Annotated in this window: 16 protein-coding genes and 1 riboswitch; of the genes, 9 read left to right on the forward strand and 7 right to left on the reverse strand. The window is 74.9% G+C overall.

Annotated elements, in window-relative coordinates; genetic code table 11:
• Positions 1 to 35: 35 nt before the first annotated feature.
• Positions 36 to 1,466 (reverse strand): ferredoxin-like domain-containing protein, encoded by a 1,431-nt coding sequence (locus tag LUZ64_RS07145; RefSeq protein WP_232389739.1) that lies wholly within the window; start codon positions 1,464 to 1,466, stop codon positions 36 to 38.
• A gap of 157 nt (positions 1,467 to 1,623) precedes the next feature.
• A riboswitch (cobalamin riboswitch) is annotated at positions 1,624 to 1,697 on the forward strand.
• A 112-nt stretch (positions 1,698 to 1,809) separates the two neighbouring features.
• Here LUZ64_RS07145 and cobN point away from each other — a divergent pair.
• Positions 1,810 to 5,442 (forward strand): cobaltochelatase subunit CobN, encoded by a 3,633-nt coding sequence (cobN, locus tag LUZ64_RS07150; protein WP_095579006.1) that lies wholly within the window; start codon positions 1,810 to 1,812, stop codon positions 5,440 to 5,442.
• 28 nt (positions 5,443 to 5,470) lie between these two features.
• On the opposite strand, the gene LUZ64_RS07155 is transcribed toward cobN, so the two are convergent.
• On the reverse strand, positions 5,471 to 6,220 hold the full coding sequence (locus LUZ64_RS07155) for an SDR family NAD(P)-dependent oxidoreductase (protein ID WP_095579005.1): 750 nt from the start codon (positions 6,218 to 6,220) through the stop codon (positions 5,471 to 5,473).
• Between the two features lie 113 nt (positions 6,221 to 6,333).
• On the opposite strand from LUZ64_RS07155, the gene LUZ64_RS07160 reads away from it, so the two are divergent.
• Positions 6,334 to 7,596, forward strand: a complete 1,263-nt coding sequence (locus LUZ64_RS07160) for a VWA domain-containing protein (RefSeq protein ID WP_095579004.1) — start codon at positions 6,334 to 6,336, stop codon at positions 7,594 to 7,596.
• Positions 7,596 to 8,360, forward strand: a complete 765-nt coding sequence (locus LUZ64_RS07165; RefSeq protein WP_095579003.1) for a hypothetical protein — start codon at positions 7,596 to 7,598, stop codon at positions 8,358 to 8,360. Before LUZ64_RS07160 ends, LUZ64_RS07165 begins: the two co-directional genes overlap by 1 nt.
• 40 nt (positions 8,361 to 8,400) lie before the next feature.
• Here LUZ64_RS07165 and LUZ64_RS07170 read toward each other — a convergent pair whose 3' ends face one another.
• On the reverse strand, positions 8,401 to 9,333 hold the full coding sequence (locus LUZ64_RS07170; RefSeq protein WP_095579002.1) for a trypsin-like peptidase domain-containing protein: 933 nt from the start codon (positions 9,331 to 9,333) through the stop codon (positions 8,401 to 8,403).
• A gap of 196 nt (positions 9,334 to 9,529) precedes the next feature.
• Between LUZ64_RS07170 and LUZ64_RS07175 the strand changes: the two genes are divergently transcribed.
• Positions 9,530 to 9,937: a hypothetical protein gene (locus LUZ64_RS07175; protein ID WP_095579001.1), complete on the forward strand. Its 408-nt coding sequence runs from the start codon at positions 9,530 to 9,532 to the stop codon at positions 9,935 to 9,937.
• Between the two features lie 183 nt (positions 9,938 to 10,120).
• On the opposite strand, the gene LUZ64_RS07180 is transcribed toward LUZ64_RS07175, so the two are convergent.
• Positions 10,121 to 13,282 (reverse strand): AfsR/SARP family transcriptional regulator, encoded by a 3,162-nt coding sequence (locus LUZ64_RS07180; protein WP_170116652.1) that lies wholly within the window; start codon positions 13,280 to 13,282, stop codon positions 10,121 to 10,123.
• A gap of 212 nt (positions 13,283 to 13,494) precedes the next feature.
• Between LUZ64_RS07180 and LUZ64_RS07185 the strand changes: the two genes are divergently transcribed.
• On the forward strand, positions 13,495 to 16,143 hold the full coding sequence (locus LUZ64_RS07185) for a tetratricopeptide repeat protein (protein ID WP_232389738.1): 2,649 nt from the start codon (positions 13,495 to 13,497) through the stop codon (positions 16,141 to 16,143).
• A gap of 219 nt (positions 16,144 to 16,362) precedes the next feature.
• Here the strand turns inward: LUZ64_RS07185 and LUZ64_RS07190 are convergent, their stop codons facing one another.
• Complete coding sequence (locus LUZ64_RS07190) at positions 16,363 to 16,932, reverse strand: hypothetical protein (protein WP_095582966.1); 570 nt, start codon at positions 16,930 to 16,932, stop codon at positions 16,363 to 16,365.
• Positions 16,929 to 18,173, reverse strand: coding sequence for a hypothetical protein (locus LUZ64_RS07195; protein WP_095582985.1), 1,245 nt, complete (start codon positions 18,171 to 18,173; stop codon positions 16,929 to 16,931). Before LUZ64_RS07195 ends, LUZ64_RS07190 begins: the two co-directional genes overlap by 4 nt.
• 304 nt (positions 18,174 to 18,477) lie before the next feature.
• Between LUZ64_RS07195 and LUZ64_RS07200 the strand changes: the two genes are divergently transcribed.
• The 4 genes from LUZ64_RS07200 (at position 18,478) to LUZ64_RS07215 (ending at position 22,176) form a co-directional block, all read left to right on the forward strand.
• Positions 18,478 to 18,963 (forward strand): helix-turn-helix domain-containing protein, encoded by a 486-nt coding sequence (locus LUZ64_RS07200; RefSeq protein WP_095582967.1) that lies wholly within the window; start codon positions 18,478 to 18,480, stop codon positions 18,961 to 18,963.
• Positions 18,960 to 19,595, forward strand: coding sequence for a hypothetical protein (locus tag LUZ64_RS07205; protein ID WP_095582968.1), 636 nt, complete (start codon positions 18,960 to 18,962; stop codon positions 19,593 to 19,595). The genes LUZ64_RS07200 and LUZ64_RS07205 overlap by 4 nt, the downstream gene beginning before the upstream one ends.
• Positions 19,588 to 20,799, forward strand: coding sequence for an MAB_1171c family putative transporter (locus tag LUZ64_RS07210; protein WP_095582969.1), 1,212 nt, complete (start codon positions 19,588 to 19,590; stop codon positions 20,797 to 20,799). The genes LUZ64_RS07205 and LUZ64_RS07210 overlap by 8 nt, the downstream gene beginning before the upstream one ends.
• Positions 20,800 to 20,955: 156 nt before the next feature.
• Positions 20,956 to 22,176: a cytochrome P450 family protein gene (locus LUZ64_RS07215; RefSeq protein WP_095582970.1), complete on the forward strand. Its 1,221-nt coding sequence runs from the start codon at positions 20,956 to 20,958 to the stop codon at positions 22,174 to 22,176.
• Positions 22,177 to 22,330: 154 nt separating this feature from the next.
• Here LUZ64_RS07215 and LUZ64_RS07220 read toward each other — a convergent pair whose 3' ends face one another.
• A complete protein-coding gene (locus LUZ64_RS07220; RefSeq protein WP_095582971.1) occupies positions 22,331 to 22,942 on the reverse strand; it encodes a YIP1 family protein in 612 nt (203 codons plus the stop codon).
• Between the last annotated feature and the right edge of the window lie 6 nt (positions 22,943 to 22,948).

The raw sequence follows: 22,948 nt of genomic DNA on the forward strand, positions 1-22,948 counted from the left end.
CCGAACGGCCCGGCCGGATCTGCTGCCGGCCGGATCTACTGCTGAATCGTCGTGTGTGTCCGCGCCCGTGTTCCGGACCGCGCCGCCGCCACGGCGTCCGCCAGCCCCGCCGGTCCGGTCGCGGCCGCCACCCGCCGGGCGGGTCCGCTCCACGTGCCGTCCCGTTCGGTGACCTCGTACCCGCCGTCGGCCGCCAGGACGTCGACCCACCGGCCGCCGGGGTGGCCGCAGCGCCGCTCGCACCCGGACCAGTACACCGGCAGCCCGGCGGACCGCCGCCGGCCGAGTGCGGCCGCCGCGTCCGCCCGTACGTCCGCGCGGGACTTGGCGCAGCCGGGCCGGCCCGCGCAGGCGCCCGCGCCGTGCCAGGCGGAGGCGGTGGAGGTGACGAACCCGGCGTCCGCGAGAGCGGCGAGGAGCCGTGGGGCCTTCGCCGGGGGGAGGCCGGGGACGACGAGGCCGCGCCAGGGGGTCACCCGTATCCCGCCGGAGCCCTCCCCGGCGACGTCCGTGACGAGCCGCCACTGAGCGACGGTCAGCCGCCCCAGCGGCGCCGTCACCGACAGGGCGCACAGACCGTCCGGGCCCGTCACCCGGCCCGGCCCGGCGGGCTCGCCGGAGGGCAGCCGGGTGGGCGGGAGCGGGGTGTGGGCGATGCCCGCCGCGGTGAGCCGGTCCGCCAGCCGGGCGGTGGTCGGCCGCCGCCCGGGCGGCAGTTCCCGCACCCGCCAGGCCGTCGCGCCGCCGGACTCCAGCGCCGCCAGGAACCCGGCCGCCGCCAGCACGGCAGCGCGCGGGGCGTCCCCGGCGAGGACCCTCAGGCCGGGCCCGGACGTGCCGAAGTACAGGTCGGCCCGCCCGTCGCCGCTTGCGATCAATGTCACATCGGGCCGGAGGGCCACGATGTCGCCGCGCCCGTCGTCCAGACCGAAGAGGAACCGGCCGGAGAGACCGGCCAGATCGGCCGGGCCGTCGTCGGAGCAGAGCAGTCCGTCCAGCTCACGCACCCACGCCTGGACATCGGGCGCGGCCGGGTCGGCCGCCGGAATCCCCCCGTCCGGCCCGGATCCGGAATCCGGACGCCAGTCGTCCAGACCGCACAGCGGGGACGCCACCACATTGCGGATCCGGTCGTGCCGGTCCGAGGGCAGCAGCCCGGACGGCCGCAGCGCCTCCGCGAGCGTGCCGCCGCAGCCGGTGGCGAGGCCGCGCAGCTGCACATTGCCGCGCGAGGTGAGGTCGAGGTGCCCGTCGCCCAGCTGCTCCGCGCACCGGGCCAGCGCCACCGCCTGACGGGCAGTCAGCAGGCCGCCGGGCAGCCGGACCCGGGCCAGCGCGCCGTCGTCCGCGGCGTGCAGGCGCAGGGCGCCGGGGCAGGCGTCGCCGCGCTCGCGAACGGGCCCGGCGGCGGGCGCGCCGGCACCGGAATCGTCCCGGTCCGAGGAGAGTGCGGGGGTGGAGGGCATGGCGGCGAGCATACCGACGCCCGCGCCCGGCGCTCGGCCCCGTACCGCACACCCCACACACTCCCGTACCGCGCCCTGCCAGCGCTTACTATGCTCAGCAGTGGAACAGCGCCCGCTCCGCGAGCACTGCTTCCGAACGCCAGCGACGGCGACAGGGGAGGAAGCCGGTGAGACTCCGGCACGGTCCCGCCACTGTGAGCCCGGCAGCGATGCCGGGCGAGTCAGGAACTCCCGCCGTCCTCCAACCGCCCGGGGCGCGGACCCCGAGGAAGGCTTGCCGCCGCATGCGCACATTCCGGTCCCGCACGCCCCGGGCGACCCTCGAAGCCCAGGGGAGCGCCGCGTGATCCTTCTTCTGTCGACGTCCGACACCGACCTGCTCAGCGCCCGCGCGGCCGCCGCACTCGGGGGCCCGGTCCCGTACCGGCTCGCCAACCCGGCCCGGCTCGCCCTCGACGAGCTCCCGGCGCTCCTGGAGGGCACCGACCTCGTCGTCGTCCGCCTCCTCGGTGGCGTCCGCGCCTGGCAGGACGGGCTCGACCTGCTGCTCGCCGGGGACCGCCCCGTCGTCGTCCTCACCGGCGAACAGGCCCCCGACGCCCAGCTGATGGAGGCGTCCACCGTGCCCGTCGGCATCGCCGCCGAGGCACACGCCTACCTCGCCCACGGCGGCCCCGCCAACCTCGAACAGCTCTCCCGGTTCCTCTCCGACACCGTGCTGCTCACCGGCCACGGTTTCGAGGCCCCCGCCCCCGCCCCCGCCTGGGGCCCGCTGGAGCGCACGCCGCGCGCCGGGAACGCCGACGGCCCGCTCGTCGCCGTCCTCTACTACCGCGCCCACCACATGAGCGGCAACACCGCCTTCGTGGACGCCCTCTGCGGCGCCGTCGAGGACGCCGGCGGCCGGGCCATGCCGCTCTACGTCGCCTCCCTGCGCGCCCCCGAGGCCGAGCTGATCGAGGCCCTCGGCACCGCCGACGCCGTCGTCACCACCGTCCTGGCCGCCGGCGGCACCAAGCCCGCCACGGCCTCCGCCGGCGGCGACGACGAGTCCTGGGACGCGGGCGCCCTCGCCGCCCTCGACGTGCCGATCCTCCAGGCCCTGTGCCTGACCGGCCCCCGCAGCGCCTGGGAGGAGAACGACGAGGGCCTCTCGCCGCTCGACGCCGCCACCCAGGTCGCCGTGCCGGAGTTCGACGGCCGCATCATCACCGTCCCCTTCTCCTTCAAGGAGGTCGACGAGGACGGTCTGCCGATGTACGTGGCCGACCCCGAGCGCGCCGCCCGCGTCGCCGGCATCGCCGTCCGCCACGCGCGGCTCCGCCACATCCCGGCCGGCGAGAAGCGGATCGCGCTCGTCCTCTCCGCCTACCCCACCAAGCACTCCCGCATCGGCAACGCCGTCGGCCTCGACACCCCCGCCAGCGCCGTCGCCCTGCTGCGCCGCCTGCGCGAGGAGGGCTACGACTTCGGCGACGAGCCCGTGCCCGGCCTGGAGTCCGGCGACGGCGACGAGCTCATCTACGCCCTCATCGAGGCCGGCGGCCACGACCAGGAGTGGCTCACCGAGGAGCAGCTCGCCCGCAACCCCGTCCGCATCCCCGCCGCCGACTACCGGCGCTGGTACGGGAAGCTGCCGCGGGAGCTGCGCGAGTCCGTCGAGGAGCACTGGGGCCCGCCGCTGGGCGAGATGTTCCTGGACCGCAGCCGCAACCCCGAGGGCGACATCGTCCTCGCCGCCCTGCGCCGCGGCAACCTGCTGATCCTCATCCAGCCGCCGCGCGGCTTCGGCGAGAACCCCATCGCCATCTACCACGACCCCGACCTGCCGCCCTCGCACCACTACCTCGCCGCGTACCGCTGGATCGCGGCCGCCCGTGAGGACGGCGGCTTCGGCGCCGACGCCATGGTCCACCTCGGCAAGCACGGCAACCTGGAGTGGCTGCCCGGCAAGAACGCCGGCCTGTCCGCCGCCTGCGGCCCCGACGCCGCCCTCGGCGACCTCCCGCTGGTCTACCCCTTCCTCGTCAACGACCCCGGCGAGGGCACCCAGGCCAAGCGCCGCGCCCACGCCACCCTCGTCGACCACCTGGTGCCGCCGATGGCCCGCGCGGAGTCCTACGGCGACATCACGCGCCTGGAGCAGCTCCTCGACGAGTACGCCGCCATCTCCTCGATGGACCCGGCCAAGCTGCCCGCCATCCGCGCCCAGATCTGGACGCTGATCCAGGCCGCCAAGCTCGACCACGACCTCGGCCTGGAGAACCGCCCGGACGACGACGGCTTCGACGACTTCCTGCTGCACGTCGACGGCTGGCTGTGCGAGGTCAAGGACGCCCAGATCCGCGACGGCCTGCACGTGCTCGGCGGCGCCCCGACCGGCCCCGAGCGCGTCAACCTCGTCCTGTCGATTCTCCGCGCCCGCCAGATCTGGGGCGGCACGGCGGCCCTGCCGGGCCTGCGCGAGGCGCTCGGCCTGGACGAGTCGGCGGCGACGCGCACGACGGCGGACGAGGCGGAGGCCGCGGCGCGCGCCCTGGTCCAGGCCATGGAGGACGCGGGCTGGGACCCGGCGGCCGTACCCGCCGTTGTGAGCACGGCGGCGGGCACCGCTGCGGCGAACGCCGACGCCGTCGAGGCGATCCTGACCTTCGCGGCGAACGAGGTCGTCCCCCGTCTGGCGCGCACCACCGACGAACTCGACCACGCCCTCAAGGCGCTCGCGGGCCGCTTCGTCCCGGCGGGCCCCTCCGGCTCCCCGCTGCGCGGACTGGTCAACGTCCTCCCGACGGGCCGCAACTTCTACTCCGTCGACCCCAAGGCCGTGCCCAGCCGGCTCGCCTGGGAGACCGGGCAGGCGCTCGCCGAGTCCCTCCTGGAGCGCTACCGCGCCGACCACGGCGACTGGCCGAAGTCGGTCGGCCTCTCCCTGTGGGGGACGAGCGCCATGCGCACCGCCGGCGACGACATCGCCGAGGCCCTGCACCTGATGGGCATCCGTCCCGTGTGGGACGAGGCGTCCCGCCGGGTGACCGGACTCGAGCCCGTCACCCCGGAGGAGCTGGGCCGTCCGCGCGTCGACGTCACCCTGCGCATCAGCGGCTTCTTCCGCGACGCCTTCCCGCACGTCATCGGCCTCCTGGACGACGCGGTGCGGCTGGCGGCGTCCCTGGACGAGCCGGACGAGCAGAACTACGTCCGCGCCCACGCCCGGGCCGACCTCGCGGCCCACGGCGACGAACGCCGCGCCACCACCCGCATCTTCGGCTCCCGCCCGGGCACCTACGGCGCGGGCCTGCTCCAGCTCATCGACAGCCGGGACTGGCGCACCGACGCCGATCTGGCGGAGGTCTACACCGTCTGGGGCGGCTACGCCTACGGCCGGGGCCTCGAAGGCCGCCCGGCCCGCGAGGAGATGGAGACGGCGTACAAGCGGATCGCGGTCGCGGCCAAGAACACGGACACCCGCGAGCACGACATCGCCGACTCCGACGACTACTTCCAGTACCACGGCGGCATGGTCGCGACCGTACGGGCGCTGAAGGGCACCGCCCCCGAGGCGTACATCGGCGACTCCACCCGCCCGGAGACGGTCCGCACCCGCACCCTGGTCGAGGAGACCTCCCGCGTCTTCCGCGCCCGGGTGGTCAACCCCCGCTGGATCGAGGCCATGCGCCGCCACGGCTACAAGGGCGCCTTCGAGCTCGCGGCCACCGTGGACTACCTCTTCGGCTACGACGCCACCACCGGCGTCGTCCCCGACTGGATGTACGACAAGCTCGCCCAGACCTACGTCCTGGACCCGGAGAACCGCGCCTTCCTCCAGGAGGCCAACCCCTGGGCCCTGCACGGCATCGCCGAGCGCCTCCTGGAGGCCGAGAGCCGCGGCATGTGGGCCAAGCCCGACGCCGAGACCCTCGACGGGCTGCGCCGGGCGTTCCTGGAGACGGAGGGCGAGCTGGAGGGCGAGGAGTAGTCCTCCCGCGATCCCGGCGGGGCGGCGGCTACGCCAGGTAGCCGCCGTCGATGTCGAGGACGGCCCCGGTGACGAACGACGCGCCGGGGCCGGCGAGGAAGACGATGCCGGCGGCTATCTCCTCCGGCCGTCCGAACCGCCCCAGGGCGTTGCCGGCCCGCTGCGCGTCCGCGAAGGGACCCTCCGGCGGGTTCATGTCCGTCGCCACGGAACCCGACTGGACGACGTTGACGGTGATGCCGCGCGGGGCCAGGTCGCGTGCGGCGCCCTTGCTGTAGGCGACCAGCGCGGCCTTGGTCGCCGCGTAGTCCGCCATGCCCGCGAAGCCCGGCCGGACGGCGAGGTTGGAGCCGACGGTGACGATCCGTCCGTCGTCGGCGAGCACCCGGGCGGCGGCCCTGATCGCGGCCTGCACCCCGCGGACGTTGACGGCGAAGAGCCGGTCCACGGCCCGCGGGTCGACCCCGGGGTCGTCGACGCGGCCGGTGAAGGCCGTCCCGGCGTTGTTCACCAGGACGTCCAGTCGCCCGAACTCGGCCGCCACGGCCTCCACGAGGCTCGTGACCTGTGCTTCGTCCCCCTGGTCGGCCCGGTGGGCGGACGCCCGTACGCCCATGGCCGTGAGGTCCGCGACGACCTCGCGGGCCCGGTCGGGCGAGGCGACGTAGGAGATCGCCACGTCCGCGCCCTGCCCGGCGAGCGCCCGCGCCGTCGCGGCCCCGATGCCGCGCGAACCACCCGTCACCAGTGCGACCTTGCCGGTCAGCGGCTTCGTCATCGTGTCTCCCAAGTTTTGTACCGGTCGGTCTTGGCGCGACTGTATCGTACTGATCAGTCCAAAACTTCCACGCGCCGTTTGGCCGCGCCCCCGCTGATCAATAGGATCTCCGGATGATCACCACAAAACGGCTCGCGGCGGGCGCGTGCGCCCTGCTCGCCGCGCTGGCCGCAGGAATCGCCCCGGCGAACGCCGCCGACGGCCCCTCGAAGAACTCACCCAAGGTCGAGCTGGTGCTGGACGTCAGCGGCTCGATGCGGGCCACCGACCTGGACGGCCGGTCGCGCATGTCGGTCGCCAAGGAGGCGTTCGGCGAGGTGATCGACGCGGTCCCGAGCGGGGTGCGGCTGGGCATCCGCACCCTCGGCGCCGACTACGGCGGTGACGACAAGACACTCGGCTGCAAGGACAGCAAGCAGCTCTACCGCGTCGGCCCGGTCGACCGCACCGAGGCCAAGACCGCCGTCGCGACCCTCCAGCCCACCGGCTGGACGCCGATCGGCTACGCCCTGCGCGGTGCCGACCAGGACCTGGGCACCGACGGCGGCACCCGCCGCATCGTGCTCATCACCGACGGCGAGGACTCCTGCGGCCAGCCCGACCCGTGCGACGTGGCGCGCGAACTCGCCGCCAAGGGCACCCACTTGACCATCGACACGCTGGGTCTGGCCCACGACGACAAGACCCGCGAGCAGCTGAGCTGCATCGCCGAGGCCACCGGCGGCACGTACACCTCCGTGCAGCACAAGGACGAGCTCTCGGGCCGCATCAAGCAGCTCGTCCGCCGGGCCGAGGTGCCCGTCGAGACCCCGAAGCCCGTCAACGGCGCCGACGAGTGCGCCAAGGCGCCCGAGCTCGGCGCCGGCCTGTGGACCGACCGCGCCACGTTCTCCGAGCACCGCTGGTACAAGGTCCAGGTCAAGCCCGGCCAGGAGCTGCGCACTTCGGTGAGCGTCGGTGCCGACCGCGCCGTCGACCGGGACTACGGCGTACTGATCCGGGCTGTCGGACCGGGCGGCCGGGAACTCGTACGCGGCAGTGACGCCGGCAGCGGGCGGACGGACGTGATGTCGTCCGGTCTCCGCTACCCCGTGGGCAAGAGCGGCGACGACGAGGAGGACAAGGAGGCCCGGACGGTCTGCCTGGAGGTCTCGCACTCCTTCTCCGCGCCCGCCTCGGTCAAGCGCGACCCGGGCCTGCCCGTCGAGCTGGCCGTCGACCTGACCGACTCGCCCGACAGCCCCTCCGACATCGCGGCCTTCGGCCTCGGCCGCGGCTGGGTGCTGCTGGCCGTCCTCGCGCTGACCGGGCTGATCGCCGGGCTGGTGTGGGGCTGGGTGTCCCGTTGGCGCGTGTCGGTGTGGAGGGCGAACTGATGAGGGTCACGACCATGGCACGGCCGGCGGCGGCCGTACTGCTCGCCGCCGCCACCCTGTTCACCACGGCGGGCGCCGCCACCGCGGCCTCCCCGAGCCCGGCCGTCTCCGGCGGCGAGGACGGCGCTCCCACGGAGGCCGGCACCACCTTCCGGACCGCCACCCCCGTCAAGCAGGGGCAGAAGGCCACCGCGAGCGCCTCGACGGGTGACTACCTGTACTGGCAGTTCCCGGCCGGCGCCGGACAGCGGGCGACCGCCGAGGCCACCGTGCAGCTGCCCGAGGCGGCCACCCGGCACGGCGGCGCCACCTGGCAGCTCGACGTCTTCGACGGGCTGCGCCGCCGCCAGGCGTGCGCCTCCGGCGAGCCGACGAAGCGGGCCTTGCGGCAGGACACCACCGTCAAGGTGACGTGCACGCTGCGGACCGTACGCCCCTGGGCCGACCGGTGGGCCAACGACCCGCTGCCCGGCGCCTACTACGTCCGCCTCACCGTCTCCGACGTGCCCGACCAGGACCTGGGCCTGCCGGTGAAGGCGGAGCTCCGGGCGGACGCCGAGGACGCGGGCGGCGCCCACGCCGAGGGCGGCGAGGTGGCACCGCTGCACGCGGCCGCCGTCGCCGAGCCGGAGTCCGGCTGGAACGGCGGCTGGTGGTCCGCCCGCTGGGCGTGGACCGTCGGCGGGGCCGTGCTCGGCGCGCTCGCGGCCATCGGCGGCTACAAGCTGACCCGCCACCCGCACCGGGCGGCGCGGCAGCAGTGACGACCGGCGGTGAGCGCCCGGGGCCCCGTGCCGCGAGCGCTCACCGCCGTGCGGGCGGGTCCCCCGCCACCGCGTGCCGGTAGAGCGCGCGCAGGGCCTCCGTGAAGTACGAGCTGTAGGAGATGTCCGGGGTGTCGCCACCGGTGTGGTAGCCGCCGATCACCCCGATGAGCGCGTACCCGCCGCCCGCCCCGCGTACGAGGAACGGCCCGCCCGACGTACCGCCCACGTACCCCGCGCAGGCGATCTCCAGGAAGTCGCCCGGGGCCTTGGGGTCGGTGCTGGTCCAGCGGCGGGTCTCGGAGCGGCAGGTCAGCGGCTTCGGGTAGGTGGCGTCGCTGTTGCCCGGATAGCCGATCAGCCGTACGTCGCGGTGCCGGTACCCGGGACGGATCCTGAGGTCGAAGCCGCCGACGGCGTCCTCCACGTCCGTGCCGTCGGCCCGCCCGCCGACCCGCACCACGGTGAAGTCCCAGCGGGCGCCCCCGTCCGTGCCCAGGTCGTAGTACCGCCGGTCGATGTGGATCGCCTCCACGGGGAACACCCCGTGCGGCTTGAGCCCGTCGTGGTACTGCGGCACGAACGACAGCCGCTTCTTGGTGTCCGGTGAGCGCAGGCAGTGGGCCGCGCTGACCACGAGGTCGCGGTGCGGGCTCCGGACGACCGTACCGCCGCAGAACCGGCCGGTGCCGCTCCCGTCGGTCCAGAAGAACGTTCCCACCTGCGGCAGCCCGTCGAAGGGCCGGCTCGGCGGTACGGACGCTCCGGCGGCGGGCCGCTCCCCGGGCCCCTTCGACTCCACGGCCGGGCGCGCGGCGGCCATGCGCGCGGGGGTCCAGTAGGAGGAGGCGGCGACGGCGGGGGAGCCGCCCGGGGAAGCCGCGGCCCGGGCGGTGACCGGGCCGGGCAGCGACACGGCCAGCAGCCCGGCGAGCACGGTGACCAGGCCGCGGAGGGCGAGGGGTCTGCGCATGGGACGGATTCCTCTCCGGATGCGGGCGGGGAGCGTGTCATCGTCCTACGGGTCGTACGCCCGCCGGGAGGCGCCGACGCGCCAGAACCGTAAGGGATTTCACCGGTTTCACCGTTCGGCCGGGTGGGCCCGGGTGTCCCGCGCGGATAGCCTGGACCGGCACGGGCGTGTCCGGTGGCGAGGTGGGGGAGTGGCTGTGACGGTCGATCCGGTATCACTGAGCGCGATCACGACCGCGGTGACGGCAGCCGCGGGGTCCGTGGGCACGGAGGCGGGACGGCAGGTCTGGGGCTCCCTGGCGGACCTCGCCCGGCGGGCGGTCGGCAGGGGAAGGGGCGAGCCGGCCGCGGAGCCGGTGGCGCTGCCGCTCGATCCGGCGGACGGGGAGCAGGTGCGGGCGCTGGCGGCGTTGCTGTTCGCGGGGGCGTTGCGGGATCCTCGGCTCGCCGAGGAGTTCAGGACGTGGGCGGCGGAAGCGAGGTGCCGGCTCCCGGTCGACAACAGCTCGGTGACGAACACGGTCTCGGGTCAGGCCCGGGTGGGTACGCTGATCCAGGGGCGGGACATCGACTGGACGCCCGGAGGGCCCACCGGGACGCGCTGAACGGTCCCGGCGGGCACAGACGGGGGTCAGGAAGCGATGCACACCCCGAGGATGCGCATGAACGTGCTGAACAAGGGGTCGCCTCTCAACGTGCTGACGAATACGTACAGTTGAGCTGGCGTCATATATTCATACAACGCTCGGGAAGAATATCGATATCCAGCTCCAGGTCAAGATCCCTGATCAAGAAAGCTCGAGTTCGGTCGACTCCTGATCGATCTCGCTTGATCGCGACCTGCTCAGGCGATGCCTGATCGCCTCCGCCGCGCGCCGCAACTCCCGCGCCTCCACCGGCGCCCCCGTGGCCTCCCGGAGCTCCGCCAGCCGGTCCAGCGTCCCCGCCTCCTCCAGCGGCGAATCCACCCGCCGGTTGACGGCCAGCGCCGCCGTCAGGTGCTCTTCCGCCTTACGGAAACGCCCGGTCCGGGTCTCCGCGGCGGCCAGGTCACGCAGCGCGTGCCCCTCCTCCTGCGCCGCGCCGATCCGGCGTGCCAGGGCGAGCGCCGCCCACTGGTGGGCCATGTCCTCCTCGTCCTGGCCCGCCCGGCCCAGGGCCCGGCCCAGGGTGTTGAGGGCGATGGACTCGTGGCGGCGGTCCGCGATGTCGCGGAAAGTGGCCAGCGCCTGGCGGCACAGGGCCAGCGGCTGTTCCACCTCGCCGGAGCGCATCAGCGCGTTCGCCAGGTTCATCTCGACCGTCGCCCGGTTGGCGCGGCCGCCCACCGCGCGGGCCAGGGCCAGCGCCTGTGTGTACGCGCGGATCGCCCGGTCCTCCAGGCCCAGCAGGGAGTAGATCTCACCGGTGTTGTTCAGGGCCTGGCCCTGACCCCGGCGGTCGTCGATCTCACGGAAGCGGGAGAGGGCGTCCAGGAAGCACTCCAGCGCCTCCGGGTGCCGCCCCAGCTCGAAGAGGGCGAAACCCATGTTGTTGAGGCAGCGCGCCTGCTGTAATCGGTCGGAGGTGCGCATGTGGATCGACAGCGCCTCCTGGACGAAGGCCAGCGCCTCGTGGTTGCGCCCCGTGTAGAGATGGGGCAGCGCGAGGCAGCGCAGCGCCTCCGGTTCGGCCTCGCGGTCGCCCGTCGCCCGGGACAGGGCGAGGGCCCTGCCCGCCTCGGCGACGGCCTCGTCGTAGCGCGCGGCGGCGTTGCGCGCGGCGCTGAGGTCGAGCAGGGAACGGGCCTCGGCCCGGCGGTCCTCCGCGTCCCGCCAGTACGCCACGGCATGCTCGTGCAGCGGCTCGGCCACCGTCCACAGACCCTCGGACTCCAGGAAACCGCCGAGGACGTGGGCGAGCAGCGCGGCCCGGCGCGGCGGGGCGCAGCGCCGCGCGTGGTCGACGAGCGCGAGCAGGTTGGCGGCCTCGGTGGCGAACCACTCCCGAGGGCCCGCCGGGTCCAGCCACGCGGGCGCCTCGGCCGGCGGGCGGGCGAGGGCGACCGCGGTCCGGGCGCGGTGCGGGAACAGCGCGCGGTCGGCGCGGTCCGCGCAGAAGAGGTAGAAGTCCGTGAGCCGTCCCACGGCCCGCTCGTCGCCGCCGGGGTCGTCGACGTGTTCGGTGGCCACGAGCGTACGGGCGTACTCGCGCAGCAGGTCGTGGATGCGGTAGCGGTACGGAGTGGGCTCCTCCAGCAGGTGGAAGTTCAGCAGGTCCTCCAGAACGCGTTCCGTGTCGTCGAACGGGAGTCCGGTGAGCGCGGCGGCCGCGTAGACACCGAACTCCGAGCCGATGTGCAGGCTGAGCCGGTGGAACGCGCTCTGCTGCACCGGGGTCAGGGACCGGTAGGAGAAGGCGAACGTACGGGCCAGGTCCCGGGAGCCGTCGCGGATCTCGGCGAGGCGGCCGGGCCGCGCGAGCCGGTCCACGAGGTCGCGCGCCGTCCACGAGCCGTGGCAGAGGAACCGGCTCGCCGCCATCTCGATGGCCAGCGGGAGATAGCCGCACAGCCGGACGATCTCGGCCGTCTGCGCCTCATCGGCCGGGCGCCGGGCCCCCACACGGTCGTGGAAGAGGGCGACGGCCTCGGCCCGGCGCAGGACGTCCAGGGAGATGGGCCGGACCCCGGGCAGGCCGGTGAGCCGCCGTCTGCTGGTGATGACGATCTGCGAGGGGGTGGCGCCGGGCAGCAGCGGGCGCACCTGCTCGGGCCCGGCGGCGTCGTCCAGTACGACGATCGCGTGCCGGTCGGCCAGCAGGGTGCGCCACAGGGCCGTCAGTTCGTCCAGCTGCCGCGGGAGCCGGTCGGCGGGTACGCCGATCAGCCGCAGGAGCCGGCCCAGCGCGGCCTCCGGGGTGAGCGGCTCCTGGAAGGACGCGTGCGCGCCGAGGTTGAGGTAGAGGCGCCCGTCGGGGAAGCGGTCCCGCAGCTCGTGCGCGGTGTGGACGGCGAGTGCGGTCTTGCCTACGCCCGCCATGCCGTCGATCGCCTCCAGGGCCACGACGGCGCGCGGGGTGCCCGACGCCGGGGTCAGGGCGGTGGCGAGCCGGTGGAGCTCGTCCGTCCGGCCCACCCAGGGGATGTCGTGCGGCAGGTTGTCGGGCACGGTCGTCCGCTCCCGGAGCCCGTCGTCCCCGCCCGCCCGGGGCAGCAGCCGGACCGCGGGCGAGCCGTTGAGGATGCCGTGCTGGACGCGCTGGAGCTCCTCGCCCGGGTCGGTGCCGTGCTCGGTGACCAGCCGGTGGGTGACCTGCCGGAGCAGGTGGGTCGCCTCGGCGGTGCGGCCGCAGCCGTGCAGGGCCAGCGCGAGGTGCCCGGCCAGCGCCTCGTGGGTCGGGTGCCGGGCGGCCAGCGCCGACAGCTCCGGCACGGCGTCGGCGAAGCGGCCCAGCCGCAGGTCGAGGCCGGCCCGGGTGAGGGCGGCCGCCAGGCCCGCGGCCTCGGCCGTGGCGCGCACGTGCTCGGCCCAGGAGCCGGACAGCCCGGTCAGCGGCTCGCCGCGCCACAGCCGGCCCGCCTCGTCCAGCAGCCGGAGCGCCTGCTCCGCGTCGCCGCTCTCCGCCAGCGCGCGGGCCCGCGTGGTCAGGCTCAGATAGCGGCGCACGTCGACGGACTCGGGGTCGGCCTCCAGGACGTACGTGTGGGCGTGGTTGGTGAGCGCCGGGGCGTCCGGGCCGCCGACCTTGCGGAGCGCGGTGCGGATGCGGGAGGCGTAGGTGTACAGGTTCTCCCGGGCGCGGCGCGGCGGGTCGTCGTCCCAGATCCGGTGGATCAGGGTGTCCAGGCTCACCGGGCGGCCCACGTCGTACGCCAGGGCCGCGAGCGTGCAGCGCGCCTTGCCGGAATCCAGTCCGCTGCGCCGCCCGCCGGCCCGCAGCTCGATGGTGCCCAAGAGCCGGAACTCCACCTGCGCCCCTTCCCCCGGGACGTCCGATCGGAAGGATGAGCATGACACAGCGTCAAACATTGGTGCCAGGTGGTGAAGGAGCGCCTGGAATTCGGCTGTCGCGCCGCCAAACACGATCGGAACCGGTCTCGGAGGGGTAGGGCTCAGGCCAAGGATTGCCGAATGGCCATGTCGTGTGCATGTGGCGGTGTGGCCGCGCAGGGGGGAGGGGCATGACGGCGGAACCCATGACCGAGGGGGAGCTCACCGAAGCATTCGTACGCGCCCTGCCGCCGGGCGGGCCGCAGGGCCCGTCGGCGAGACGGGCCCTGGAGCGACTGACCGGTAGCGCCCGGGAGTCGGACGCGGCCCTCGCGGCCGCCTGGGCCGCCGCGGCCCACGGACGCCCGGACCGCTTGGCGGACCTCGCGGGCGTGCTGCACCGGCACGTCGAGGGCGGAGCGGCGGGGGAACTGCGGGCGGGGTTACGGGAATGGGTGCGGGAGTACGCGCCGGCGGGGGCGGGGCGCGCGCCGGGCGGCGACGCCGCGGGGGGTGCGGCCGGTGAGGCCGCGGGTCGTGGCGTCGGCGACGCCGTCGGCCGACCCGACGGGCGTGGTGCCGATCACCTGGCGGCCCGTACGGCCGGTGAGGCCGTCGGTCGCGGAGGCGGCGACTCCGCCGACGGCACCCGTGCCCCCGGCGCCGCCCCCACGGCCGGCCGTTCGGCCGGGCACTCCAACACCCTCGCCGGGCACACCCTGGTCGCCGGGTCCAGCGTCCAGGCACGGGACATCCACGGTGGCGTCCATCTCCACCACGCCGCCCCGTCGCCCCGGCGGCCCCCCGTGCCGCGTCAACTCCTGCCCGTACCCGCGCACTTCACCGGCCGGGCGCGCGATCTGCGTGCACTCGACGCCCTGCGGGCCGCACGGGCGGGAGGTTCCGCTCCCCAGGTCGCCGTGGTCAGCGGTCCCGCCGGTGTCGGGAAGACCGCCCTCGTCAGCCGCTGGCTGAGCGCGCTGGCCCCGGAGTTCCCCGACGGGCAGCTCTACGCCGACCTGCGCGGCCACACCCCCGCCGGCCCGGCCGGTCCCACCGAGGCCCTGGCCGGCTTCCTGCGCGCCCTCGGGGCGGCCTCGATCCCGGGTTCCCTGGCCGAACAGGCCGCCCTGTGGCGCTCGTTGACCGCCGACCTCCGGCTCGTCGTGATGCTCGACAACGCCCTGTCCGCCGCCCAGGTGCGCACTCTGCTGCCCGCCGCCCCCGGCAGCCTCGTCGTGGTCACCAGCAGGCACCGGCTCACCGGGCTCGGCGTCGACGGGGCGGGCTTCCACCAGGTCGGCATGCTCGACCCCGCGGCGGCGCTGGAGCTCTTCACCCGGGGCGTGGGCGGCGACCGCGTCGCGGCGGACCGCCCGGCCGCGCGCGAGGTCGTCGGCCTGTGCGCCTGCCTGCCGCTCGCCGTCTGCCTGGCCGCCGCACAGCTCGCCGCCCGCCCGCGCCGCTCGGTCGCCGCGCTCGCCTCGGCGCTCACCCGGGGGCGCGGCCCGCTGGAGACCCTCGGAGTGGAAGGGGACACCGCCGTGCGCACCGCCCTGGACGAGTCGTTCGCCACGCTCCCCGCCGGAGCCGCCGACGCCTACCGGCGCATGGGACTGCTCCCCGTCACCCGCTACGACGGCCCCATGGTCGGCGCCGTGTGCGGCGTGCCGCCCGAGGAGGCCGAGGACCTGCTGGAACTCCTCCTGGAAGTGAACCTCCTGGAGGAGACCGGGACGAGCCGGGCCCCCGGGGCGCGCGACCGCTACCGCTTCCACGACCTCGTACGCCAGCACGCGGCGGGCCGGGCCGAGACCGACCTGCCGGAGCCCGAACGGCGGGTCACGCTCCGCCGCTTCGTCGACTGGTGCCTCGCCACCGCCACCGCGGCGGAGGCGCTCCTCACCCCGAGCCACCGCAACCTGCCGCGCGACTACGGCCGGCAGCCCGCCCCGCCGGTGGCGTTCGACGCCCAGGCCCCGGCGCTCGCGTGGCTGGACGAGCACCGCTACGACCTCATGGCCGCCCTCCGCCTCGCCGCCCGCGAGGGCTGGGACGCGAGCACCTGGCAGCTCGTCGACGCGATGTGGCCGCTCTTCCTCCGGCTGCGGCCCTACGACCTGTGGAACGAAGCCCACGCGCTGGGCCTCGCGGCCGCCCGCCGCGCCGGACACCGGGCGGGCGAGGGCCGGATGCTGACCTCGGGCGGCAGCGGCCTGTGCCACACGGGCCGCTTCGACGAAGGGGCCCGCTGGTTCGAGGACGCCCTGCGCCACGCCACCGAGGACGGCGACGAACGCCAGCGGGCCCAGGCTCTGCACGGGCTCGGCCGGGCCCACTTCGGCGCGGGCCGCACCCGGGACGCCGAGGTGCACTACGGCCACGCGCTGACCCTCCGGGAGGCCATCGGCCACACCCGTGGCGCGGCGCTGTCCCGCGTGTGCCTGGGCGAGATCGCCCTGGCCCACGACCGGCCCGACCTCGCGGCCGGCCGGCTGGCCACGGCCCGCGCCGAACTCGTCGCCGAGGGCGACTCCTACGACGCGGCCCGCGCCCTCGCCCTCCTCGGCCACGCCACGGCCCGCGGCGGCGACGCCCGGACGGGGATGCGGCGACTCCTGCGCGCCCTGGTGGAGTTCGAGAACGCCGGCTCCGTCCACTGGCAGGCCCGGACGATGGAGTACCTCGGCCAGGCCTGCCAGGAACACCGGGCCCCCACGGAGGCCGTCCGCTGGTTCACCCGCTCCCTGGCCCTCTACGACCCGGTGAGCCCCACCGACGCGGCCCGCCTCCGCACCCGCCTCCGCGAGACCGGCCCCGGGCCCGCGGACGCACGGTGACGGAGGGCGGGGTCCGCGGGCGGGCCCCGCCGGTGCGCCTGCCTCTGTGAAGCCCGATCGGACCCGGAACCACGCCGTCGCGGGCGGCGGGCGGGCCCGCGCCCGTGGGTCCCCCCGGTGCGATCCGTTTACGTTCGCGCCTCCGGGAGGCCGGCCCGGGCCCGGACCGCACGGTGGCGGCCGGTGGGCCCGCGCCCGTAGGCCCCACCGGCGGGTCGTCTACGTACCCGCCTCCGCGAGGCCGGTCCCGGGTCCCCGTTCGCCGGGGCGGCCGCCGCACCGGGGGCGCAGGCGCACCGACACCCTCGCCCCCGGCCGTGAGAACCGCACGACGGCCAGTTCCTCCAGTGCCCGTCCGGCCGTCAGCCAGCCGTGCAGGAACGACGTCAGGGCCGCGCCGACGGGGACCGGCGGAACGGCCGGGCGCGGGGACGCCATCAGCAGGCGGCCGTCGCGGAGGCCGATCACCCAGCCGCCCGCCGCGTCCGGCACCGAGGTGAGCAGGCAGCCCGGGTGCCGGGTCAGCAGCCAGTGCGCCCGGCGCGCCGCCGCGGCCGGGCCGGGGGCCGGGCGCCCGCAGCGGAGGACGTCGGCGGTCTCCGTCCAGCGCCCGTCCCGGCGGGCGTCCGGGTCCACGCTCCAGTGGACGTCCACACCCGCCGGGCGCCCCGTCCGGCCGGGCCCGGGGTCCGCGCTCCAGCGGTCGGTGGCCGTCAGCTCCACCGTCACCGGCCGCCGGTCACCGGCCGTCAGGCGGACGACCGCCAGGGCGCGCTCCACGGCCGTCACGCCCCCGGCCCCGCCGCGCCGGGCACCGGGACGCCGCCGTCGAGCGGGGGCGGCACCTCGGCCGGCTCGGTGACCGGCGCGTACGCGGGCTGTCCCAGGCCCAGCAGGCGGTACATCAGCGCGCGCATCCGCCGGTTGAAGCGGCCCGGCTCGGAGGACAGCAGGGCGGCCACCCGCGCGTACTCCCGCCGCCGGTACTCGGTCGCCGCGTACCGCAGCTGCCCCTCCAGCGGGTGCAGCGGCGACAGCGCGGGCGCGGCGAGGGCGAGCGCCGCGGCCGGGGACGCCGGGTGCACCTCGCGCTCGGGGAAGCGGGCGAGCAGCACCGGCGCCCGGGTCACCGTGGCGTAGGACGTCAGCGAGCCGTGGTCGCCGATCACCTTGTCCGCGGCGACCAGCACCGCCCGCCAGTCCGCCTCGGGCGGCACCAGCGCCAGCCCGCGCGCCCGGCAGCTCGCCAGCCAGGTGCGGATCTGCCGGTCCCCGTGTCCGGCCCACACGTTGGGGTGCACGAGAGCGGCCACCCGGTACCGGTCGGGCGGCAGCTCGCTGAGTAATCGCGGCAGCAGGGCGTCGAAGCGGCCGAAGGACGAGGACGGGCCCCAGGTGGTGGTGACGGCCACCAGCTGCTGCCGGTCGCTCAGACCCAGCCCCCGGCGGTACGCCTCCCGGTGCGGCAGGCTCGCGACGATCCGGTCGTAGCAGGGGTCGCCGACCACGGTCGCCACCGGCACCGCCTCCGGGCACCAGCGCGTCAGCTCGGCGAGGTCCCGGTCGTGCGCGAGCGCGACGGCGGCCGGCACGACCCTGCCGTCACGGGTGAGGTACTCCCGGCTGAGCATGCCCGTCGGGCGCTCCGCCGCCGGCGCCGACGTCCGCCCGCCCTCGCGCAGCAGCTTGATGTGCCCGGCGCCGTGCGAGAGCCGGATCAGTGGCCCGCGCACCTTCTCGATCCCCCGGGAGCCCGCCGCGAGCGCCAGGTCGAACTCCTCGCGCACCGCCGCCCGCCACGGCAGCACCGCCACCCCCAGGTCCCGCAGGAAGCGGGCGGCGCCCTCGCCGAGCGCGTGCGGGGCGACCGTGAAGGTCACCTGGATCCGCAGATCCCCCTCCATCAGCGAGAACACATCGCGCAGCCGCTGGCCGTAGGTCACCGTGTGCACGACGACCAGCACGCGTTTGCAGTCCGGCAGCGTCAGCCACCGGCGGTCCGGCTCCGGGCTCCCCAGGATCGCGGACATGGGCACCATCCCCCTCTTCACGGGCCGGCCTCCCCGGCCGGCCGATGCTCGGATCCAGGGGATTCCCAAGGGGTCTGACGGAATGCTTGCAGCGACCTCGACGCATCCTTGCCACGCTCCGCGCGGGCCGTCTCACGGGGCGTCATCAACCCGTGGTTAAGTCCGTGGCCCAGCCGTGACGTGGCACGGACTAGTGCGAGGGCTTCCTCCCGTGACAGGATGCTCTCCGCGGCCGGGTTCTTCTTAACTGGCCGTGAGGTGACGTGGGGAAGATCGCGGAAACAAGCTCGTGAGGACGGAGCGGATGGCAACCGGGGGCGACAGGTCGGCGGGCGAGGCGGGCAGCCCGCTCGCGGCGCGGCTCAACTACCTGTTCGCGAACATGCACCCGCCCGGCGCCCCGTACACCAACGCGCACGTGGCGGAGGAGATCTGCCGCGGCACCGAGGAGTACGGCGGGGTCAAGCTCACCGAGCAGTATCTGTCGATGCTCCGCAACGGCCGCCGTGCCAACCCCAGCCCGGACGTGCTGCGCGCGCTGGCGAAGTTCTTCGCCGTGCCCGTGGGCTATCTGATGGGCGACCTCTCGGCCTCGCAGGCCGAGCGGGTGGAGGAGGAGGTCCGCTTCCTCGTCGCCATGCGGGACCAGCGGGTCCGGGCCATCGCCCTGCGCTCCGTGGGGCTGCCGCCCGAGGTCCAGGACAGCCTCAACACGATCATCGCCCAGTTCCGGCAGCAGATGAACCTTCCGGCCGACCCGCCCGACGCGGGTGCTGAGGAGCGCTCGTGACCGTCACGGCGGATGACCGGCTCTTCACGTACTGGCGGCGTACCGAGGACGAGGACGGTGCAGGGATGCGAGTGGGGCGCATACGGCGCCGGTGCAAGCAGCTCATCCATGAGCTCGCGCTGCCCGCGTCCACGGATCTCCAGGGCCTGTGCGACATCGTCGCGGGCCGTGTGGGCCGTCCCATCCGCCTCGTCCCGATGAGCCTGAACGGCGTGGTCTCGGGCATGACGGCCACCACCGACGACTCCTTCTGGGTCATCTACGAGCAGAAGACCTCGCCCTGGCACCAGGTCCACATCGTCCTGCACGAGATCGGCCACCTCCTGCTCGGCCACGACCAGGACCCGGCCGTCACCGAGGACGCCCTCAAGGTCTGGACGCCGTCGGTCGACGTGGCCACCGCCATGCGCCGCATGGGCCTGACCATGGGCCTCGCCCGCCACCACTGCTACGACAACCTCACCGAACGCGAGACCGAGATCCTCGGCACCCTCCTGATGGAGAAGGTCGTGCCCCCGCCGCCGGGTCAGGAGACCCCGCTGGAGGGCGAGGCCGCCGCGCTCGCCGCGTCCCTCGGCCCCGCGCTCCAGCACGTGCGCCGTCAGCTGAGGGAGGGAGGCGCCGATGTTTGACGCCCTCTACCTCACCTTCTCCGCGATCACCTGGTGCATCGTCGGTTACAAGGCCCGCGCCTGGTTCCGCGACCGCGGCAACGTCGACCTGGGCCTCACGGCCCTGATGACCTCCGGCGTGCCCATCGTCTTCCTCTTCTCCGCGCCCAGCGTCTACCGCGCCTTCGACCGCCTGACCGGCGTGGCCAACCTGGCCATGGTCTTCCTCTACTCGGCCGTGGTGCTGTTCGCGTCCGGCGCCACCGTGCTGCTCCTGCGCTGGACCAGCCGGGGCGACGCGGCCGCCGAGGCCCGCGCCGCCGCCCGGGCGAGGTTCGCGATCGCGGTGGTGGGCGTCGCCTGGCTCACGGCCGTCGTCTGCTTCGCCGTCGGCCGTCCGGACGATGTGGAGCACCCCCGCGACTTCAGCACCGCCTACGCCGACGCGCCCGGAGTGGTCGCCTTCCTGGTGCTGTATCTGGCCATCTTCGGGACGAGCCTCGCGGGGCTCGGCGCCCTGTGCCCGCGCTACGCCGCCCGGCTCGGCCGCTCATGGCTCGCCAAGGGCCTGCGCACGCTGGCCGCGGGCTGCTGGCTCGGCCTGCTGTACTGCCTGTGCAAGCTGGTCGGCTTCGTCCTGTCCTGGACCGGCAACGAGCTCTACTGGCTGTCCAACGGCGTGGCGCCGATGAGCGCCTCGGTGGCCGCGCTGCTGGTGCTGCTCGGCTTCTCGCTGCCCGCGGCCGGCCCCCGGGTCTCCGCCTGGCGGCGGCTGCGCCGGCTGGACCCGCTCTGGCGGTCCGTCACCGCGCATGCCCCCGAGGTCACCATCGACGAGAACCGCTGGTCGGCCCGCTGGCCCTTCGCGGACCTGGAGTGGCGCGCCAACCGCCGGATGGCGGAGATCCGCGACATCCAGCGCGGCATCCGCCGCCATGTCGAGCCGCTGGCGCTGGACCTCGCCCGGGAGAAGGCGGGCGCCGCCGGCCTGGACGAGCGGCGCACCGCCGCGGTCGTCGAGGCCGCCGCCCTGCGCCGGGGCCTCGCGAACCAGATCACCGGGCATGTGCCGGCCCCCCACGCCGACAGCGTGGTGGTGACCGTCAGCGCGGACCCGGCCGAGGAACACGAACACCTGGCCCGCGTCGCGGACGTCTACCACGACCCGCTGGTCGACGCGGTCCTCACCGACCTACGGGAGATCAGCGCGGCGAGCCGTCCCTGACGGCGCGCGGCCCACAGACGAGGCGGCCATGGACGGGGGTCAAGGCCGCCTGCGCCACAGGCCGGCGCCGGGTCCGTCACCATACGGACCCGGCGCCGCCCGTGCGTGTCACCCTCCGGTGCCCGGCACCCCCGCCCCTGTCTAGAGTCGGGTTCCATGCAGAACTCCGCCCTGCCCGGCGCCTCCGCGCCCTTCGACCTCGCCACGCTGGTCAGCGACCCGTACGGCACCTACGCCCGGCTCCGCGAGGCCGGCCCGGTCCACCGCTTCACGGGCCCGGACGGCCGGCCCGCGTGGCTGGTCACCCGCTACGAGGACGTCCGCGCGGGTCTCGCCGACCCCCGGCTGTCCCTGGACAAGTCCCACGCCAAGCGGGAGAACTACAGCGGCTTCTCGCTGCCGCCCGCCCTCGACTCGAACCTGCTGAACATGGATCCGCCGGACCACACACGGGTGCGGCGGCTGGTCGTCAAGGCGTTCACCCCCGGCCGGACGGAGAAGCTCCGGGAGCCGGTGCGGCGGACGGCCGACGCGCTCCTCGACGCCGTGGAGGCCGACGGCCGCGCCGATCTGCTCGCCGCCTACGCGGGCCCGCTGCCCATCACGGTCATCTGTGACCTGCTGGGGGTGCCGCAGGAGGCCCGGAAGGACTTCCGGGCCTGGACGGACGCGATGATCGCGCCCGACCCGAAGCGCCCCCACCTGATGAAGGAGGCCATAGGCGAGCTGCTGCGCTTCTTCACCGAGCTGATCGCGGCCAAGCGCGCCGCGCCCGCTGACGACCTGCTCTCGGACCTGATCGCGGTCCGGGACGGAGACGGCGAGGGCGACGACCGGCTCTCGGAGGACGAGCTGACCTCGCTCGCCTTCCTGATCCTCTTCGCGGGCTACGAGAACACCGTCCACCTCATCGCCAACGCCGTCCTGGCGCTCCTGGACCATCCGGAGCTGATGCGTCAGTTGCGCATGGATCCGGACGGAATGGGGGCCGCGTTCGACGAGTTCAACCGCTGGGACGGGCCCGCGCCGCTGGCGATCCGCCGCTTTCCGCTGGAAGACGTCGAGATCGGCGGTGTGACCGTGCCCGCTGGGGAGACGGTGCTGCTCGCGGTGGCCTCCGCCAACCGTGATCCTCGTCACTTCGACGATCCGGAACGGCTGGATCCGGACCGCGAGCGAAAGGGGCATCTCGGGCTGGGGCACGGCATCCACTACTGCCTCGGCGCGCCGCTGGCCAGGATGGAGACGGAAATCGCGCTGGCAGCGCTGCTCGAGCGGTTCCCGGGGCTGACGCTCGATGTGCCACGCGAGGAGCTGGAGTGGCGGCCCTCGATACGGGCGCGTGGCTTGATTTCGCTGCCTGTTCGTTGGAATTAAGCAAAGCCGAACAGATTTTTGATGCATAACCCATCGTTGATGCGGTAGAAATGTCCTCGAGCCCGCCCGGTGTGCATCCCCCGTCGCACCGGGCGGGCCTTCGACTTCGAGGGCCCCGCCCTCGGCGCCGCCCGCCGAAGAGCGGGTGCGGAGCTCAGGATCCGCCGGCCGGGAACTTCAGCAGGGCCACCGCCGCCAGCATCTGCACGCTCACCGCGGCCACCGCCTTGTGCGTCGGCAGGTGGTGCTGGCCCCGTATCAGCAGCGCGGCGAAGGCGTAGCCGAAGGCCGAGGTGATCCAGGCGGCGGCCCGCACCGCGTAGGAGTCGCCCGGCAGACACGCGTCGAGCGCCAGCCGGGGCAGGTCCGTCGCCCAGAAGATCACCACGAACAGGGTGACCGTCGGGCCGAACTTGCCGTTGCCGCCGAGCCGGCGCGCGATGGCCTGGGTGGCCACCCCCAGCAGCAGGCTCGCGAGGAGCAGCACCCCGTCGGCGAGGGCCATCGCCTCCAGGGCCTGCCCGGGGCCTACCCGCCAGCCCTCCCGGAAGGAGTCGTTGCCCAGCGTCCCCAGCGTCCCGCAGAGCAGGCACAGGAAGGTGGCGGCCCCCCAGACGCTCCGGTCCCGCGCCTCGTCGAGCACTTCGACCGGGCGGAACCAGAGCCCGAATATGAGGTGGTGCCACAGCAGCCTGCGCGGCGGCGCCGCCCGGGTGTGCGAGGACTGCGGGGGATGGGGCGACGAGGGGGAGGGGCTCACAGGCATGGATGC

Source organism: Streptomyces albireticuli (assembly GCF_021228125.1).
GTDB lineage: Bacteria > Actinomycetota > Actinomycetes > Streptomycetales > Streptomycetaceae > Streptomyces > Streptomyces albireticuli.

Coding starts and splice junctions, on each gene's coding strand:
- LUZ64_RS07160 (WP_095579004.1), top strand. CDS start 6,334: ATGATCACCACAAAACGGCTCGCGGCGGGCGCGTGCGCCCTGCTCGCC.
- LUZ64_RS07220 (WP_095582971.1), bottom strand. CDS start 22,942: ATGCCTGTGAGCCCCTCCCCCTCGTCGCCCCATCCCCCGCAGTCCTCG.
- LUZ64_RS07170 (WP_095579002.1), bottom strand. CDS start 9,333: ATGCGCAGACCCCTCGCCCTCCGCGGCCTGGTCACCGTGCTCGCCGGG.
- LUZ64_RS07185 (WP_232389738.1), top strand. CDS start 13,495: ATGACGGCGGAACCCATGACCGAGGGGGAGCTCACCGAAGCATTCGTA.
- LUZ64_RS07145 (WP_232389739.1), bottom strand. CDS start 1,466: ATGCCCTCCACCCCCGCACTCTCCTCGGACCGGGACGATTCCGGTGCC.
- LUZ64_RS07155 (WP_095579005.1), bottom strand. CDS start 6,220: ATGACGAAGCCGCTGACCGGCAAGGTCGCACTGGTGACGGGTGGTTCG.
- LUZ64_RS07200 (WP_095582967.1), top strand. CDS start 18,478: ATGGCAACCGGGGGCGACAGGTCGGCGGGCGAGGCGGGCAGCCCGCTC.
- LUZ64_RS07195 (WP_095582985.1), bottom strand. CDS start 18,173: ATGTCCGCGATCCTGGGGAGCCCGGAGCCGGACCGCCGGTGGCTGACG.
- LUZ64_RS07215 (WP_095582970.1), top strand. CDS start 20,956: ATGCAGAACTCCGCCCTGCCCGGCGCCTCCGCGCCCTTCGACCTCGCC.
- LUZ64_RS07165 (WP_095579003.1), top strand. CDS start 7,596: ATGAGGGTCACGACCATGGCACGGCCGGCGGCGGCCGTACTGCTCGCC.
- LUZ64_RS07210 (WP_095582969.1), top strand. CDS start 19,588: ATGTTTGACGCCCTCTACCTCACCTTCTCCGCGATCACCTGGTGCATC.